Annotated in this window: 14 protein-coding genes and 1 rRNA gene; 4 read left to right on the plus strand and 11 right to left on the minus strand. The window is 67.9% G+C overall.

Annotated elements, in window-relative coordinates; all coding sequences use genetic code 11:
• Positions 1-124: 124 nt before the first annotated feature.
• The gene (glgP, locus tag C8258_RS28565) at positions 125-2,710 is read right to left on the minus strand and encodes an alpha-glucan family phosphorylase (protein WP_106957799.1); all 2,586 of its coding nucleotides are present in this window, start codon (positions 2,708-2,710) and stop codon (positions 125-127) included.
• An 81-nt stretch (positions 2,711-2,791) separates the two neighbouring features.
• Positions 2,792-3,553, minus strand: coding sequence for a dienelactone hydrolase family protein (locus C8258_RS28570; protein WP_106957800.1), 762 nt, complete (start codon positions 3,551-3,553; stop codon positions 2,792-2,794).
• Positions 3,554-3,742: 189 nt separating this feature from the next.
• Here C8258_RS28570 and C8258_RS28575 point away from each other — a divergent pair, with 189 nt between their 5' ends.
• Together C8258_RS28575 and glgB are read left to right on the plus strand one after the other, a co-directional pair.
• Complete coding sequence (locus tag C8258_RS28575; RefSeq protein WP_106957801.1) at positions 3,743-5,746, plus strand: alpha-1,4-glucan--maltose-1-phosphate maltosyltransferase; 2,004 nt, start codon at positions 3,743-3,745, stop codon at positions 5,744-5,746.
• 34 nt (positions 5,747-5,780) lie between these two features.
• On the plus strand, positions 5,781-7,967 hold the full coding sequence (glgB, locus tag C8258_RS28580) for a 1,4-alpha-glucan branching protein GlgB (RefSeq protein ID WP_106957802.1): 2,187 nt from the start codon (positions 5,781-5,783) through the stop codon (positions 7,965-7,967).
• Here glgB and C8258_RS28585 read toward each other — a convergent pair.
• From C8258_RS28585 to C8258_RS28605, 5 genes are all read right to left on the minus strand, one after another.
• Positions 7,931-8,452 (minus strand): hypothetical protein, encoded by a 522-nt coding sequence (locus C8258_RS28585; protein WP_106957803.1) that lies wholly within the window; start codon positions 8,450-8,452, stop codon positions 7,931-7,933. The two genes, glgB and C8258_RS28585, sit on opposite strands and share 37 nt — an antisense overlap.
• 6 nt (positions 8,453-8,458) lie before the next feature.
• Positions 8,459-8,827, minus strand: a complete 369-nt coding sequence (locus tag C8258_RS28590) for an SSI family serine proteinase inhibitor (RefSeq protein ID WP_146161356.1) — start codon at positions 8,825-8,827, stop codon at positions 8,459-8,461.
• A 103-nt stretch (positions 8,828-8,930) separates the two neighbouring features.
• The gene (locus tag C8258_RS28595; RefSeq protein ID WP_106957805.1) at positions 8,931-9,779 is read right to left on the minus strand and encodes a tetratricopeptide repeat protein; all 849 of its coding nucleotides are present in this window, start codon (positions 9,777-9,779) and stop codon (positions 8,931-8,933) included.
• A gap of 61 nt (positions 9,780-9,840) precedes the next feature.
• Positions 9,841-10,194: a DUF3817 domain-containing protein gene (locus C8258_RS28600; RefSeq protein ID WP_036498619.1), complete on the minus strand. Its 354-nt coding sequence runs from the start codon at positions 10,192-10,194 to the stop codon at positions 9,841-9,843.
• Positions 10,195-10,264: 70 nt separating this feature from the next.
• On the minus strand, positions 10,265-11,446 hold the full coding sequence (locus C8258_RS28605; RefSeq protein ID WP_233225400.1) for an acetyl-CoA C-acetyltransferase: 1,182 nt from the start codon (positions 11,444-11,446) through the stop codon (positions 10,265-10,267).
• 155 nt (positions 11,447-11,601) lie between these two features.
• Between C8258_RS28605 and mce the strand changes: the two genes are divergently transcribed.
• Together mce and C8258_RS28615 are read left to right on the plus strand one after the other, a co-directional pair.
• On the plus strand, positions 11,602-12,072 hold the full coding sequence (gene mce, locus C8258_RS28610; RefSeq protein WP_036498615.1) for a methylmalonyl-CoA epimerase: 471 nt from the start codon (positions 11,602-11,604) through the stop codon (positions 12,070-12,072).
• An 86-nt stretch (positions 12,073-12,158) separates the two neighbouring features.
• Positions 12,159-13,151 (plus strand): hypothetical protein, encoded by a 993-nt coding sequence (locus C8258_RS28615; RefSeq protein WP_051024364.1) that lies wholly within the window; start codon positions 12,159-12,161, stop codon positions 13,149-13,151.
• A gap of 100 nt (positions 13,152-13,251) precedes the next feature.
• Here C8258_RS28615 and C8258_RS28620 read toward each other — a convergent pair whose 3' ends face one another.
• The 4 genes from C8258_RS28620 to rrf form a co-directional block, all read right to left on the minus strand.
• Positions 13,252-13,554, minus strand: a complete 303-nt coding sequence (locus C8258_RS28620) for an ATP/GTP-binding protein (protein ID WP_106957807.1) — start codon at positions 13,552-13,554, stop codon at positions 13,252-13,254.
• Between the two features lie 8 nt (positions 13,555-13,562).
• Positions 13,563-14,252, minus strand: coding sequence for an endonuclease NucS (gene nucS, locus C8258_RS28625; RefSeq protein ID WP_036498613.1), 690 nt, complete (start codon positions 14,250-14,252; stop codon positions 13,563-13,565).
• 45 nt (positions 14,253-14,297) lie between these two features.
• On the minus strand, positions 14,298-15,041 hold the full coding sequence (locus tag C8258_RS28630; RefSeq protein ID WP_106957808.1) for a rhomboid-like protein: 744 nt from the start codon (positions 15,039-15,041) through the stop codon (positions 14,298-14,300).
• Positions 15,042-15,230: 189 nt separating this feature from the next.
• Positions 15,231-15,347 (minus strand): 5S ribosomal RNA (gene rrf, locus C8258_RS28635).
• Positions 15,348-15,354 lie beyond the last annotated feature (7 nt).

Here is a 15,354-nt window from a genome sequence, read left to right on the forward strand (position 1 = left end):
CCCTCGCCCCGGTCCGATCCGACTGTGCCGAGGGCACCGTATCGGTCTCCGGCCGTTCGGTGCCATTCAGATCGGCGAACATGTGGCAAATCACGCTTCCCGATATTCCCGCTGACCAGACGGTCTACGGTCGTGCCGCGGCCACCAGTCCGAGTTCCGCCGGGCCCGACAGCAGAGGGTGTCGGGGCAGCACGCGGACGGTATAGCCGACGGCACCGGAATGCGGCACCGGCGTGGTGACCGCGTACTGCTCGGTGCCGGCATCCGTGGAGAGGTGGTCCATGTCGACGACCGCCGTATCGGTCAGCTCGTCGTCGGAGCCGACCCGGCCCAGAACCGCCTGCACCACCACATCGCCGGCGGACAGACCGGCCAGATCGATGCGGGCCCGCAGCGACAGTTCCGCGCCGATCACCGGAATATCGGGCAGGCCGGAGCTGTCGACCTGAAGGACCTTCACCTGCGACCACACCCCCTCGAGGCGGCGGCGGTATTCGGCCAGTGCCCGCGCACCGGCGAAGTCGCCGGCCGCGACCGCGGCATAGGAACCGGCGGCCGGGAGGTAGTAGCCGGTGGTGTAGTCGCGGACCATGCGCGAGGCGAGCACCTTCGGACCGAGGGTGCGCAGCGTATGGCGCACCATTTCCATCCAGCGCACCGGCAGGCCGGATTCGTCGCGCTCGTAGAACCGCGGCAGCACCGAGCGCTGCAACATCTCGTACAGCGCGGCCGCCTCCAGATCGTCGCGCCGATGATCGTCGCGGACGCCGTCGGCGGTCGGGATGGCCCAGCCGTTGTCGCCGTCGTACATCTCGTCCCACCAGCCGTCGCGGATCGAGAGATTGAGCCCGCCGTTGAGTGCGGCCTTCATCCCGGACGTCCCGCACGCCTCCAGCGGACGCAGCGGATTGTTCAACCACACATCGCAACCCCAGTACAGGTAGCGGGCCATCGACATGTCGTAATCGGGCAGGAACACGATGCGGTGCCGCACCGCCGGATCGTCGGCGAACCGCACCACCTGCTGGATCAGCGCCTTCCCCCCGTCGTCGGCGGGATGGCTCTTACCGGCGACCACCAGTTGCAGCGGTCGCTCCGGATCGAGCAGCAGCGCGCGCAGCCGGTCCGGATCACGCAGCATCAGTGTCAGCCGCTTGTAGGTGGGCACCCGCCGGGCGAAGCCGACGGTCAGCACACCGGGATCGAAAACCTCGTCCACCCAACCCAATTCGGCCGGCGCCGCGCCGCGTTCGAGCCACGATTCCCGCAGCCGGCGACGGACCTCCGCGACCAGTACCGCACGCAGCGTCGCCCGCGTCTCCCACAGCTCCTGCAGATCCACGGCCCGCAGCTGTTCCCAGCCGCGCCCCTCGGCCACGAGCTCGGGACCCACGAGGTCGCGCGCCTTGTCGATCCATTCGCGAGCCGCCCAGGTCGGGGCGTGCACACCGTTGGTCACCGAACCGATCGGCACCTCCGCCGCGTCGAATCCGGGCCACAGCGGCGCGAACATGTCGCGGCTGACCTCACCGTGCAATCGCGAAACACCGTTGGCGCGCTGAGCGAGTCGTAAACCGAGGTGGGCCATGTTGAACACCGAAGGATCGGCCTCACGTCCCAGCGCCAGGATCCGATCCACCGAAATCCCCGGCAGCAGCGGCGATTCCCGTTCACCGTGGGCGCCGCCGAAGTAACGGCGGACCAATCCGGCGGCGAACCGATCGATGCCCGCGGGCACCGGAGTATGCGTGGTGAAGACGGTCGCGGCCCGGACCGCGGCGAGCGCGGAGTCGAAATCCATTCCGCCCGACATATATTCGCGGATCCGCTCGATCCCGAGGAATCCCGCGTGGCCCTCGTTCATATGCCACACATCCGGATCCGGCAGGCCGCGAGCCCGGGTGTAGGCGCGGACCGCGCGCACGCCGCCGATTCCGGCCAGAATCTCCTGTTTGATGCGGTGGTCCTGGTCGCCGCCGTAGAGCCGGTCGGTCACCGCGCGCAGTTCCGGATCGTTGTCGCCGATATCGGAATCGAGCAGCAGCAACGGAATTCGTCCCACCTGAGCGATCCACACCCGGGCGCGCAGTACCCGGCCCTCGGGCATGGGCACGTGGACGAGCACCGGCGCGCCCTCCTCGGCCAGCAGCCGCAGCGGCAGGCCTTGCGGATCGAGGTCGGGATAGCGTTCGGCCTGCCAGCCGTCGGCGGTGAGCGACTGCCGGAAATAGCCGGACCGATACAGCAGGCCGACGCCGATCAGCGGCAACCCCAGATCCGAGGCCGCCTTGAGATGGTCACCAGCCAGAATCCCCAGCCCGCCCGAATAATTCGGCAGCACCTCGGTCACACCGAATTCCATGGAGAAGTAGGCGATACCGCGCGGCGCCGGGCTTTCCGGCTCCGCGGCGATATGTTCGCCGAACCAGCGAGGTCTGGTCAGATAGTCCCGCAGGTCGGCCTCCGCGGCGTCGACGGCCGCCTGATAGTCGGGGTCGGCGGCCCACTCGTCGAGCCGGTCGGCGTCCACCTCGCCGAGCATCCGCACCGGGTCGCGCCCGACCCGCACCCACAACTCGGGATCCAGCTGCGCGAACACATCCTGAGTAGGCCCGTGCCATGACCACCGCAGATTGGCGGCCAGCTCACCGAGGGCGGCCAGCCGCTGCGGCAGATGGGCACGAACGGTGAAACGACGCAATGCCTTCACCGGGTAGACCCTACACGGCGGCACCGGCCCGTCCCTCCCACGCCGAGGCCGAGCCAGTGCGCTGACCTGCTGCGAAAGGCTTTATCCCCGCAGCGTCCGATCGAGCAGGGCCAGCAGTTCGCGCCGGTGCCGCTCGTCGGCTTCGCGGTCGTAGGCCGCGGTGTCGGTCTGGGTGTAACCGTGGTGTGCGCCGGGGTAGACCTCGGCGCGGTAGCGCACTCCGGCCGCGGCGAGCGCCTTGTCGAACGTCTCGATCTGTTCCGGCGTCAGCGAGCGGTCCTGGTCGGCATGGCCGAAATACATCTCCGCCGAGGCATTCTCGACGGCCAGATGCGGGCTGTCGGGACCGTCGACCACCAATCCGCCGGTGTGGAACCCGGCCGCGGCCGCGATCCGGTCACCGAACGCGCCGGCCGTGTACACCGCCAACCGGCCACCCATGCAGTAGCCGGCGGTGGCGATCGGTCCTTGGGCCGTGTGCTCGAACGCGGTGAGCCAGTCCAGGTAGGCGCCGGCATCGCGGACCACGAGATCCGGGGTGAGCTCCCGCAGCATCGGGGCGATCGTGGCGAACAGGTCCGGACGCTGCTGCGGGTCGATGAAATCCGGCAGCTCGAGCAGTGGCGCCCGGCCGTGCCGGTAGAAGACGTTGGGGACCAGCACGGTGTATCCGGCCGCGGCGAAATCGTCGGCAAGTGCGCGCAGACTCGGACGCAGTCCGAACGCGTCCATGTACAGCAGCACACCGGGGTATCTCCTGCCCGCCGCGGGGTAGGTGACGTACGCGTCGGCGACACCGTCGGGCGTCGCGATCTCCACGGTCTGCACCTGCACTGCTGTCATACGAGATTCCCTTTCTCTCGGCTCTCCCGGCGAATTCGTTCGTGCCGGCCGTTCGCCCCGCACCGGCGTCCACCAGAAACGGAACCAACGCCCCGGAAAGTCTGTCACGGGCCCCTCCGGCCCGCAATCGCGCAGGCCCACGTCGCGCGCGTTCGTGGTCGCCCCCGAACTACCGGTACGGTTGGTGCCGTGACCGGTCGCATCGCCATCGATGACACCGCCCCGGCCGTCGCGGGCGGATATCCGGCCAAGGCCGTCGTCGGCGAGGTGGTCCCGGTGCGGGCCGTGGTGTGGCGCGAGGGTCACGACGCGGTGGCCGCCACCCTGGCCGTGCGCGGACCGGGCGGCGGCCGCACCCAGCGGATCCGGATGGCCCCCGAGTTCGAACCCGATGTCTTCAACGCGGTGTTCACCCCGAATACGCCGGGGCTGTGGACCTTTCGCGTGGAAGGCTGGGGCGATCCGATCACCGGCTGGCGGGCCGCGGTCGAGGCGAAACTCGCCGTCGGCCAGAGCGCGGCGGATCTGGCCAACGATCTCGAGATCGGCGCCCGGCTGTTCGAACGGGCCGCCCAAGCGGTCCCGAAACGCCAATGGGAGAAACTGCGCGGCGCCGCGGCCGCGCTGCGCAGCGATGCGCAACTGCCGGCGCGGGTGGCGCCCGCCTTCAGCGCCGAGGTGGCCGAGATCCTGCGCGAGACGCCGCTGCGCGACCTGGTGACCCGCGGTCCGGCGCACACCGTGCTGGTCGAGCGGCGGCGCGCGCTGGTCGGCTCGTGGTACGAATTCTTCCCCCGCTCCACCGGCGGCTGGGACGCCGACGGCAATCCGGTGCACGGCACCTTCGCCACCGCGACGAAGGAACTGCCACGCATCGCGGCCATGGGTTTCGACGTCGTCTACCTGCCGCCGATCCACCCGATCGGCACGGTGAACCGCAAGGGCCCCAACAACTCTCTGACGTGCGGGCCCGACGATTTCGGCTCCCCGTGGGCGATCGGATCGGCCGAGGGCGGCCACGACGCCGTCCATCCGCTTCTGGGCACCGAGGATGATTTCGCCGAATTCGTCCGTGCCGCAGGCGAACTCGGCCTGGAGGTCGCACTGGATCTGGCTCTGCAGTGCGCGCCCGATCATCCGTGGGTGCGCAGCCATCCGGAATGGTTCACCACCCTGCCCGACGGCACCATCGCGTTCGCGGAGAATCCGCCGAAGAAATATCAGGACATCTACCCGCTGGATTTCGACAACGATCCGGACGGGCTGTATGCCGCCGTACTCGGTGTCGTGCGGCATTGGATCGCTCTGGGCGTCAAGATCTTCCGGGTCGACAATCCGCACACCAAACCGGCCGACTTCTGGGAATGGTTGATCGCGCAGGTACGCCGGACCGATCCCGACGTGATCTTCCTGTCCGAGGCATTCACCCGCCCGGCTCGCCTCTACGGCCTGGCCCGGCGCGGATTCTCCCAGTCCTACACGTATTTCACCTGGCGCACCGGCGCCTACGAACTGGCCGAATTCGGTCGCGAACTCGCCGCCAAGGCCGACGAGGCCCGGCCCAACCTGTTCGTCAACACTCCCGACATCCTGCACGAGAGCCTGCAGCACGGCGGTCCGGGCATGTTCGCCGTACGCGCCGCGCTCGCGGCCACGCTGGGGCCGAGCTGGGGAATGTATTCCGGCTTCGAACTTTTCGAACATCAGGCCGTGCGACCCGGCAGCGAGGAATATCTCGATTCGGAGAAATACCAGTTGCGTCCGCGCCGGTTCACCGAGGCCGCGGCGCGCGGTGAATCGCTGGAACCGTTCATCACCCGGCTGAACGAGATCCGCCGGGCACATCCGGCGCTACAACAGGTGCGCTGCATCTCCTTTCACCACGTCGACAACGAGGCGTTGCTGGCGTATTCGAAGATCGATCCGGGCTCCGGGGACGCGGTGCTGGTCGTGGTCAACCTCAATCCGTTCGGCGCCGAGGACGGGATGATCTCGCTCGACATGCCGGCCATCGGGCGGGAATGGCACGACCGCCCGACGGTGCACGACGAGATCAGCGGCGAGGAATACCACTGGGCGCAAACCAATTACGTGCGGCTGGATCCCGTGCGTGCCCCCGCCCACATCCTCGCGCTCCCGGCGGTTTCCGCGGCCGCCCGCACCGAATTGGCCTTCCGCAGGACATTCCGGTGACCGCAGGCCGGACCACCGCCCGGCGGCCGCGCCGATGAATCGGCGCGATCTGATGCTGCTGGCCGCCGGTACCCACACCGACCCGCACACGGTCCTCGGCGCGCATCCGCATCCGGACGGAACGGTGATCAGAACCCTTCGGCCCCATGCCGATTCGGTGTCGGTCCGCATCGGCGGCGTCGATCATCCGCTGCACCACATCGGCCACGGCGTCTTCGAGGGCGTGGCCGGGTTCCCGGAACTGTGGGACTACCGGCTGGTCGTGACGTATCCGGGCAGCCGGACCGTACTCACCGCCGACGGGTATCGCTTCCTGCCGACCGTGGGCGAGCTCGACCTGCACCTGCTCGGCGAGGGACGGCATCGACGGCTCTGGGAGGTACTCGGCGCGCATCCGCGCCGCTACACCACCCTCGACGGCGAGGTCACCGGCACGTCGTTCGCGGTCTGGGCGCCGAATGCGCGCGGTGTCACCGTCTTCGGCGATTTCGACCGCTGGAGTGGAACGAGTACGCCGATGCGCCGGCTCGGCTCATCCGGGGTGTGGGAGGTGTTCGTCCCCGGCGTGGCGGCGGGCACGCGATACAAATATCGCGTTCACGGCGCCGACGGGCGGACCGTCGACCACGCCGACCCCCTGGCCTTCGCCGCCGAAACCCCGCCCGCGACGGCGTCGGTCGTCGCCGACACCACCTACCGGTGGTCGGATCAGGACTGGTGTGCCGCCCGCACCCGGCGCGACCCCACTCGCGAGCCGATGAGCATCTACGAGGTTCATCTCGGCTCCTGGCGGCCCGGACTCGACTATCGCACCGCCGCCGAACAGCTCGCGGAATATGTTCGGGCACAAGGATTCACCCACGTCGAACTGCTGCCCGTCGCGGAACACCCCTTCGGCGGCTCCTGGGGGTATCAGGTCACCTCCTATTACGCGCCGACCGCCCGCTTCGGCACCCCCGACGATTTCCGCGCGTTCGTCGACCACCTGCATGCCCACGGCATCGGCGTCGTCCTCGACTGGGTGCCCGGCCACTTCCCGCGCGACGAGTGGGCCCTGGCCCGCTTCGACGGCAGCGCCCTCTACGAACATCCCGATCCCCGTCGCGGCGAGCAATTGGAGTGGGGCACTTATATTTTCGACTACGGGCGGAACGAGGTGCGCAACTTCCTGGTCGCGAACGCGCGGTTCTGGCTCGAGGAGTTCCATATCGACGGGCTGCGCGTCGACGCCGTCGCCTCGATGCTGTACCTGGACTATTCGCGTCCGCCCGGCGGCTGGGAGCCGAATGTGCACGGCGGCCGGGAGAATCTGGAGGCCGTCGCCTTCCTGCGCGAACTGAACGCCGCCGTCCACGCCGATCATCCCGGCGTGGTGACCATCGCCGAGGAATCCACCACCTGGCCGGGGGTCACCCGGTCCACGGAGGTCGGCGGGCTGGGCTTCACCCTGAAATGGAATATGGGCTGGATGCACGACACGCTCGGCTACCTCGGGCGCGATCAGGTACATCGCAGCTGGCACCACAACGAGATCACGTTCTCGGCGGTCTACGCGTGGAGTGAGAACTATCTGCTGCCGATCAGCCACGACGAGGTGGTGCACGGCAAGGGCACGTTGTGGACCCGCATGCCCGGCGACGACTACGCCAAAGCCTGCGGCGTCCGCGCGGTGCTGGCCTACATGTGGGCACATCCGGGTAAACAACTGCTGTTCATGGGCCAGGAATTCGGCCAGTTCCGCGAGTGGTCACACGACCGCGGGCTGGACTGGGACGAACTCGCCAACCCGCTGCACGACGGTATCCGCGCCCTCGTCGCCGATCTCAACGCCGTCTACCGCGCGCACCCCGCGCTGTGGACGCAGGACACCGCGCCCGGCGGTTACGCCTGGATCGAGGCCGACGACCACGTGCACAACGTGCTCGCCTTCCTGCGCTACGGCACCGACGGCTCGGTCGTGGCCTGCGTCTTCAATTTCTCCGGTCTCGAACACCGCGACTACCGCATCGGGCTGCCGGCTCCCGGCATATGGCACGAAATCCTCAACACCGACGCCACCGACTACGGCGGCAGCGGCACCGGCAATCTCGGCGCGGTATCGGCCTCGGCCTGCCCCTCGCACGGCCGGCCGTACTCGGCGGAGGTCACCATCGCGCCCAACAGCGCCGTCTGGCTGACGCCCGATCACCACCGCAGCATCGGCAACGGCCGCAACGGATGACGCAGCGCCCACCGCGCTGCGCTCTCGGCCAGAAGGCGATGAAAGCCGTGATACGGCAGCGCGGCGACGACGGCGCGCACCTCGGCCCGGGGCAGACCGCCGCGCACGAGGCCGCCGCTGACGTCGATACGGTCCGCGATCCGGAAGCTCTCGGCGACCGGATCATCCACCGTGCGTACCCGGTGATGGTCGAGCACCATCCGCCGGACCGCCTCGTGGTCGGAGATTGCGAATTCGGCCGCACACTCCTCGGCCAGCGCGGCGGAGGGCGCGAGATAGTCGAAGGTCCCGGCGGTCCAGATGCCGAGGTCGTGCACGGCCCACGCGAGCACCGCCGCATCGGGCAGCGGGGTATCGAGCAGCGCCCGGTGGTAGTTGAGGCAGCGCAGCACGTGGTTGCGGTATGTCGTCAGATCGTCGCCCAGGTCGTCACGGTGCCGGTCGAGGACCGCGGTGACGATCGGATGCTCGGTTCGCACGGTCATCCGGGCTCAGAACTTCCAGGGCGCCGGCAGGTCCGGGACCACGCACCCATAGGTGTGCTCGATCGACACCGGAGTGCCGCGAACCGTACCGTGCGCACGCAACTCCACCGGGTAGTACCGGAAGCAGCGAACTCCGGAATCCGAATCCGGGAGCGCCAATTCGGCATCGGCCAGATACGCGCAGGCCGAGGAGGCGTCGGGATGTGAGCCGCCGATCGGATCGCAGGTCAACGTGACGGTGCGAGGCGAACGGTCGGGTTCGGTGCGGGTGAAGATCAGTTGGGTGGCCGCATCATGGGCCGCGGCGCTGCTCGCCGGCATCAGCACCGCCGCCGCGCATGCGGCGCCGATCAGACCACGCATCGTTGCCTTCACATCGGCCTCCCGTCCCCACGCCGACGGCGGAGTCCGCCGGCGCCTGCGCCGATTATCGGTCGTCGCGGCCGATCGGTCGATCACCGCGACGACCGGGCGTGGCTCAGTACAGGGCCGTCGCCAGCTTGCGCCGGGCCGCGACCACCACCGGATCGGCGGTGTCGAACAGCTCGAACAGTTCCACCAGCCGGGTGCGCACGCGGTTGCGGTCGTCGCCCGCGGTCCGCTTGATCAACCCGATCAGCCGATCGAAGGCGGCCTCGCGTTGCTGGTTGAACAGTTCGGCATCCGCCGCGGTGAAGGCGGCGTCGATATTGCCCGGATCGGCGTCGGCCACCGCGATCGCGTCGGCCGGCAACTCCCGGGCGCGGCCGAAGAATCGCACCTGCCGCAGCGCCGCCTTGGCCTCCTCGTTGGCGGGTTCGGCGGCCAGGATCGCCTCGTAGGCGGCCTCGGCCCCGGCGATATCACCGCGATCGAGTGCCTCTTCGGCGGCCACGAACCGCGGATCCTCCGGCGCGGGCGCCTGATCCTGATCGTCACCGGCGCCGGGGAGTTTGCCCCGCACCGCGTCGACGACCGCGGCAAGCCACTGCTTGACCTGTTCCTCGGGCTGCGAGCCCTGGAAATCGGCCAGCGGCTGCCCGGCGGCCACCGCGATCACGGTCGGAATGCCCTGCACCCCGAAGGCCTGGGCGATCCGCATATTCGGCTCGGCCTCGATGGTGGCCAGTTCCCAGCTGCCCCCGGCGCTGCCGACCAGTCGCTCGAACAGCTTGACCAGTTCGACACTTCCCGGGCTGCGCTGCGAATACAGGACGACGACAACCGGCACCTCGAGCGATCGCCGCAGCACCTTGGTCTCGAAATCGGCCTCGGTGACGGCGTGATCGCCCGGAACATCCGTGGCGGCCGGCTGTTTCAGAGCGGACAGATCCACCGCTCCGGCCATGGCAGCGGCAGCGGCGGGCGAGGGACGACGTGCAGCAGGTCGAGTCACGACATCCAGTTTGTCACGACGCGGCGGGCGCCGGGGTCGCGGCCGGGCTCAGCTCTCCCAATTGTCCGGTCCGAATCGCCCAGCGCTCGAACCACACCGAGGTGAACGGCACCACCGTCGACACCAGACCCAGCAGGATCGTCTTGCCGGGCCATTCGTATTCGCGCCAGGCCAGCAGCAGGCTCACCGCGTACAGCAGGAAGATGATGCCGTGCAGCATGCCGAACACCATCACCGGCCAGGTGATGGGTTCGGGCAGCCGCTTGAGCACCGAACCGAGCAACAACAGCGCCCACGACGGCGCTTCCAGCAGTCCGAACAGACGCACCCGCTTGGCCACGGTGCTCACGTCGAAGAATTCGCCCATGGCCACCATTGTGCCCAACGACTACGCAGCGTCGTAGTAGGTGTGGGTCATGCCACAGCGAGATTCGGCCTCAGACGCGGACGATGAGGGCGTCGCCCTGGCCGCCGCCACCGCACAGCGCGGCCGCGCCGACCCCGCCACCGCGGCGCTGCAACTCCAGCGCCAGGTGCAGCACGATCCGCGCACCCGACATGCCCAGCGGGTGACCGATCGCGATCGCGCCGCCGTTGACGTTGACCTTTTCCGGATCGATCCCCAGCTTGCGGGTCGAGGCGATCCCGACCGCCGCGAACGCCTCGTTGATCTCCACCAGATCCAGATCCGCCGGCGAGATACCTTCCTTCGCGCACGCTTTCGCGATCGCGTTCGCGGGCTGGTCCTGCAGCGTGGAATCCGGACCGGCCACCACACCCGCGGCACCGATCTCCGCGATCCAGCTCAACCCCAGCTCCTGAGCCTTCGCCTTGCTCATCACGACCACCGCGGCCGCACCGTCGGAAATCTGCGACGCCGACCCCGCCGTGATCGTGCCGTCCTTCGCGAAGGCCGGACGCAGCTTGCCCAGCGACTCCGCCGTCGTATCCGCGCGCACGCCCTCGTCCTCGCTCACCACGATCGGATCGCCCTTGCGCTGCGGCACCGACACCGGCACCACCTCATCGGTGAACACACCGTTCTTCCACGCCGCAGCCGCCTTCTGATGCGAAGCCGCCGCGAACGCGTCCTGCTCGGCGCGGCCGATCCCGTCACCGGCATTGCGCGACTCGGTCAACGCGCCCATCGCCTGATCGGTGAAGATGTCGTGCAACCCGTCATAAGCCATGTGGTCGCGCAGGGTGACATCGCCGTACTTGAAGCCCTCACGCGACTTCTCCAGCATGTGCGGGGCCCGGCTCATCGACTCCTGACCACCGGCCACCACGATTTCGTACTCACCGGCGCGAATCAGCTGATCCGCCAACGCGATCGCGTTGATACCCGACAAACACACCTTGTTCACCGTCACCGCCGGCACATCCATCGGGATACCACCTGCGACCGCGGCCTGACGCGCCGGAATCTGACCCGCACCCGCGGTCAAAACCTGACCCATGATCACGTAATCGACCTGCTCGGGCGCCACCCCACCACGCTCGAGCGCCGCCTTGATGGCGAAACCACCCAGATCCGACCCGGAGAACCCGGACAACCCACCGAGCAGCCGACCGACCGGGGTACGGGCGCCGGAGACGATGACAGAGGTGGTGGCCACGATGAACCTCGCTTCTCGCATTCAGGGACGTAGCGGCGAGCCGCTCACATACTCGGTGGCGGGCCGCCCTCGTACTGGCGGCGGGCCGCTCTCGTACTCAACGGTAACCCTTCCCGTCCCGGCAGCTCCAGGTAGGTGCGCGCTACCTTCGTAGAGTGAGCACTACCGATGCGTCCGCTTTCATTCCCGCCGATTACGTCATCGCCGTCGACCACGTCGGCATCGCCGTGCCCGATCTCGATACCGCCGTGGCGTGGTATTCGGACAATCTCGGCATGGTCGAAACCCATCGCGAGGTCAACGAGGCCCAGGGCGTGCACGAGGCGATGCTGTCGCTGCCCGGTTCCGGCGACGACGCCACTGCCCTGCAGTTGCTGGCGCCGCTGAACGAGGAGTCCACCATCGCCAAGTTCATCGACCGCAACGGCCCGGGATTGCAGCAACTGGCCTACCGCGTGACCGATATCGACGCGGTAGCTACCTTCCTGCGAGGCCGTGGCATCCGTTTGCTGTACGACGCTCCGCGCGCCGGAACAGCCAACTCCCGGATCAATTTCATCCACCCCAAGGATGCTGGCGGTGTGCTCGTCGAATTGGTCGAACCGGCCGCGAATCCTACTCACTAGTACCGCAATCGGGCCACGGAAACAGTTCATAACGACATTCGCAGTCGACTCACCATGGTGGGTCGACAGGCTGTAGTTTGTGGGGCATGTCGTCCACTGAGCCCGATCGCAATCGCTTCGTCGCGTTGCCTTTCACGGTAGTACGTAAAGGCTACGACCGTGACGAAGTACGCAATTACTTCGACCGTTTCGATGCCGAGCTGAGGGTCACCGCAACAGATCGCGATGCCGCCGCCGCTCAGGCCCGTAACCTGGCCGCCCAGCTGGAGGACGCCCGCGACGAGATCGATGAGCTTCGCAAGGAAGTCGATCGCCTGTCGGTTCCGCCCACCACCGCGGAAGGCATGAGCGACCGGATCTCCCGGATGCTGCGATTGGCATCCGACGAGGCGTCCGAGGTCCGCGCCCAGGCGCAGGCCGAGGCCGCCGAGATGATCTCCATCGCGGAGCAGCAGGCCACCGAGATGCGTGGCAAGTACGAATCCCTGCTGGCCGAGACCAAGGAGAAGCGCGAGGCGCTCGAGGTCGAATTCGAGCAGACGCTGTCGAACGCGCGCGCCGAATCGGCCAAGATCGTCGAGGCCGCCCAGGCCGATGCCACCCGCATCACCAAGGAGGCCGAGGCCAAGCGCAAGGCCGCCCAGCAGGACTTCGAGGCCACGATGGCCGAGAAGCGGACCAAGCTGACCAAGGCCATGGAGGAGCTGGAGGCATCCAGCCGCTCCGACGCCGCCCAGCGCATCAAGGAGGCCACCGACGAGGCCAACCGCCTGGTCACCTCCGCCACCCAGTCCGCCGATCGCAAGATCGCGCACGCCAAGGAACTGGCAGAGGAAATGCGCGTCCTGCGCGGCCGAGTTCTGGCCCAGCTGTTGGGTATTCGCGGCCAGCTCGATTCGGTCCCGGCCATGCTGGCCGCGGTCAACCGCGAGAGCGAACTGCTCGACGGTGCACCGGAGCAGCGTTCGCTGTCCGGTAAGCAGTCCGGAGCCGGCCGGCAGAAGGCCATCCCCGAGGTCAAGGCGGAAGACGAAGAGTCCGTCGACGAAGAGCGCGAAAGCGCCGAAGTCTCGAGCTGACAACACGCGCCACCCCCTCAGGGCGACAACATTCACCACCCGTTTCGAGGCCGCTCCCGCACCGCGGGGGCGGCCTTCTCTCTACCCACCCCCGGCCGGGTTACGACCAGCGCCGCGTGATCGTGCGGGTGTGCCGCCCACGCCAGCAGCCGGAATGCCAATGCCGGCGGTCGTTTTCGCCGCCCTCGGCCGGCCACGCCACGATATGCGCTGTGCCGGGCAGGATCTCGTGATCGCAGCCCGGGCACCGATAGGTCTTCACCGCGCGCGAACCCGGAATCGTGCGCACCACAAAGGTTTCCGCGCCGCAGGGACCGTCCTCGGTGCGCCCGAAGACGTCACCGATGGGTCGCGGATCCCGGGGGAGCCGCGACGATTTCGGACGAGGTTTCCGGCGTGGCACGAGCGCCCTCAGAACAACCGGAATTCGGTGCTGTCGGTGCCGCGCAGCGCATCGTAATCGAGTGTGACGCAGCGGATCCCGCGATCGGTGGCCAGGGTCCGCGCCTGCGGTTTGATCTGTTGTGCGGCGAAGACACCGGTCACCGGCGCCAGCAGCGGATCCCGATTGAGCAGTTCCAGATACCGGGTGAGCTGCTCCACGCCGTCGATCTCGCCGCGGCGTTTGATCTCCACCGCCACGGTGGCGCCGCCGGCGTCACGGCACAGGATGTCCACGGGGCCGATGGCCGTCATGTATTCGCGCCGGATCAGCGTATAGCCGTCGCCCAGCGTGCCGATGTGCTCGGCGAGCAGCTCCTGCAGATGCGCTTCCACACCGTCTTTCACGAGCCCGGGATCCACGCCCAGCTCATGCGCGGAGTCGTGTTCGATGTCCTCGACGGTGATCCGCAGCTCCTCACCGGCTTTGTTGGTCACCACCCACAGCTGAGAGCCGTCGGGCATCGTCTCGACATCGGTCTCACGCTCCTCCAACCAGCAGGGCGGGCTCATCCAGTTCAGCGGTTTGTAGGAACCGCCGTCGGAATGCACCAGCACCGAACCGTCCGCTTTCATCATCAGCAGCCGACGGGCCATCGGAAGATGTGCGGTGAGCCGACCCACGTAATCGACCTGGCAACGAGCAATCACAAGGCGCACCGGTCGAGTTTAGGCCCTCGCCGAGACCGCTTGCGCGCGGGGCGATCAGCCGACGAGCAGGATGTACCCGAGGACGGCCGCGACGACGAGCAGACCCATCTCGAACCGATTGAGCCGGTGCGCGTGAACATGACCGCTGCGCAGCAGCAACCACCCGGTCAGCAGGCCGATCGTCAGGGCGATCAGATGCCCGACATTGGTGAAGGTATGGCCCATGATGACGCCCGCGACGGCGACCGCGCCCAGCGAGATCGCCCACGTGGGTCGCCACTTGGCGGGCAGGACCACGATCAGCGATCCGATGACCGCCATCGCGCCGTAGCTGACCCCGACGTCCTCGGCGAGGGAAATACTCGTCGGCAGCCAATTCACGCTCACCGCGACCCACAGGCCGCCGGCGACGACGAGTGTGGCGCCGATATGCCCGGCGATGAAGATGCGCAGCAGTGACAGCGCCCCGAAGCGCCATTCCGCCAGAATGAGCAGACAGACCAGCAGCGGGATGAGCAGAGCGCCCGCGGTGCCGTCGCCGATCACGAAGGCGCTCGAGAAGAGGGTGCCGAATCGCCCGGCCAGCAGGTTGTGCAGATTGGTGCTCGCATGCTCGATGACGCGGGTCTGCTGCGTATCGCTGAGCACGGACACCAGAACGGTCACCGCGATGAGCAGAGCGCCGTAGCTGTAGGTCATCGGCAGCTTGAGTCGATCCCGCAGCGTGAGGGAACGGCCGGCCTGCGCGGGGCCGGACTCCAGTGCTGACTGTGTGGCCGGCTCCTGGAGTAGAACCATCGGATCACCTTCCGCTACCAGACCGGTACCGCGTGCACCGGGTCGACACCTTCCATGATCCCGATCGATCTCCCGAATGGTGTCAGGCTTACTTAGGAAAGTCCTGTGAACCGGGGATACCCACCCGAACCGGTCCCAAAAATGCGGAAGGCCCCCAACCTGGTGGTTGGGGGCCTTCGCGAATGTATGTTCCGGCGGTGTCCTACTCTCCCACACCCTGGCGAGTGCAGTACCATCGGCGCAGGTGGCCTTAGCTTCCGGGTTCGGAATGGGACCGGGCGTTTCCCCACCGCTATAGCCGCCGTAACTCTAT

Origin of the sequence: Nocardia sp. MDA0666, assembly GCF_003023875.1 — a bacterium.
GTDB lineage: Bacteria > Actinomycetota > Actinomycetes > Mycobacteriales > Mycobacteriaceae > Nocardia > Nocardia aobensis.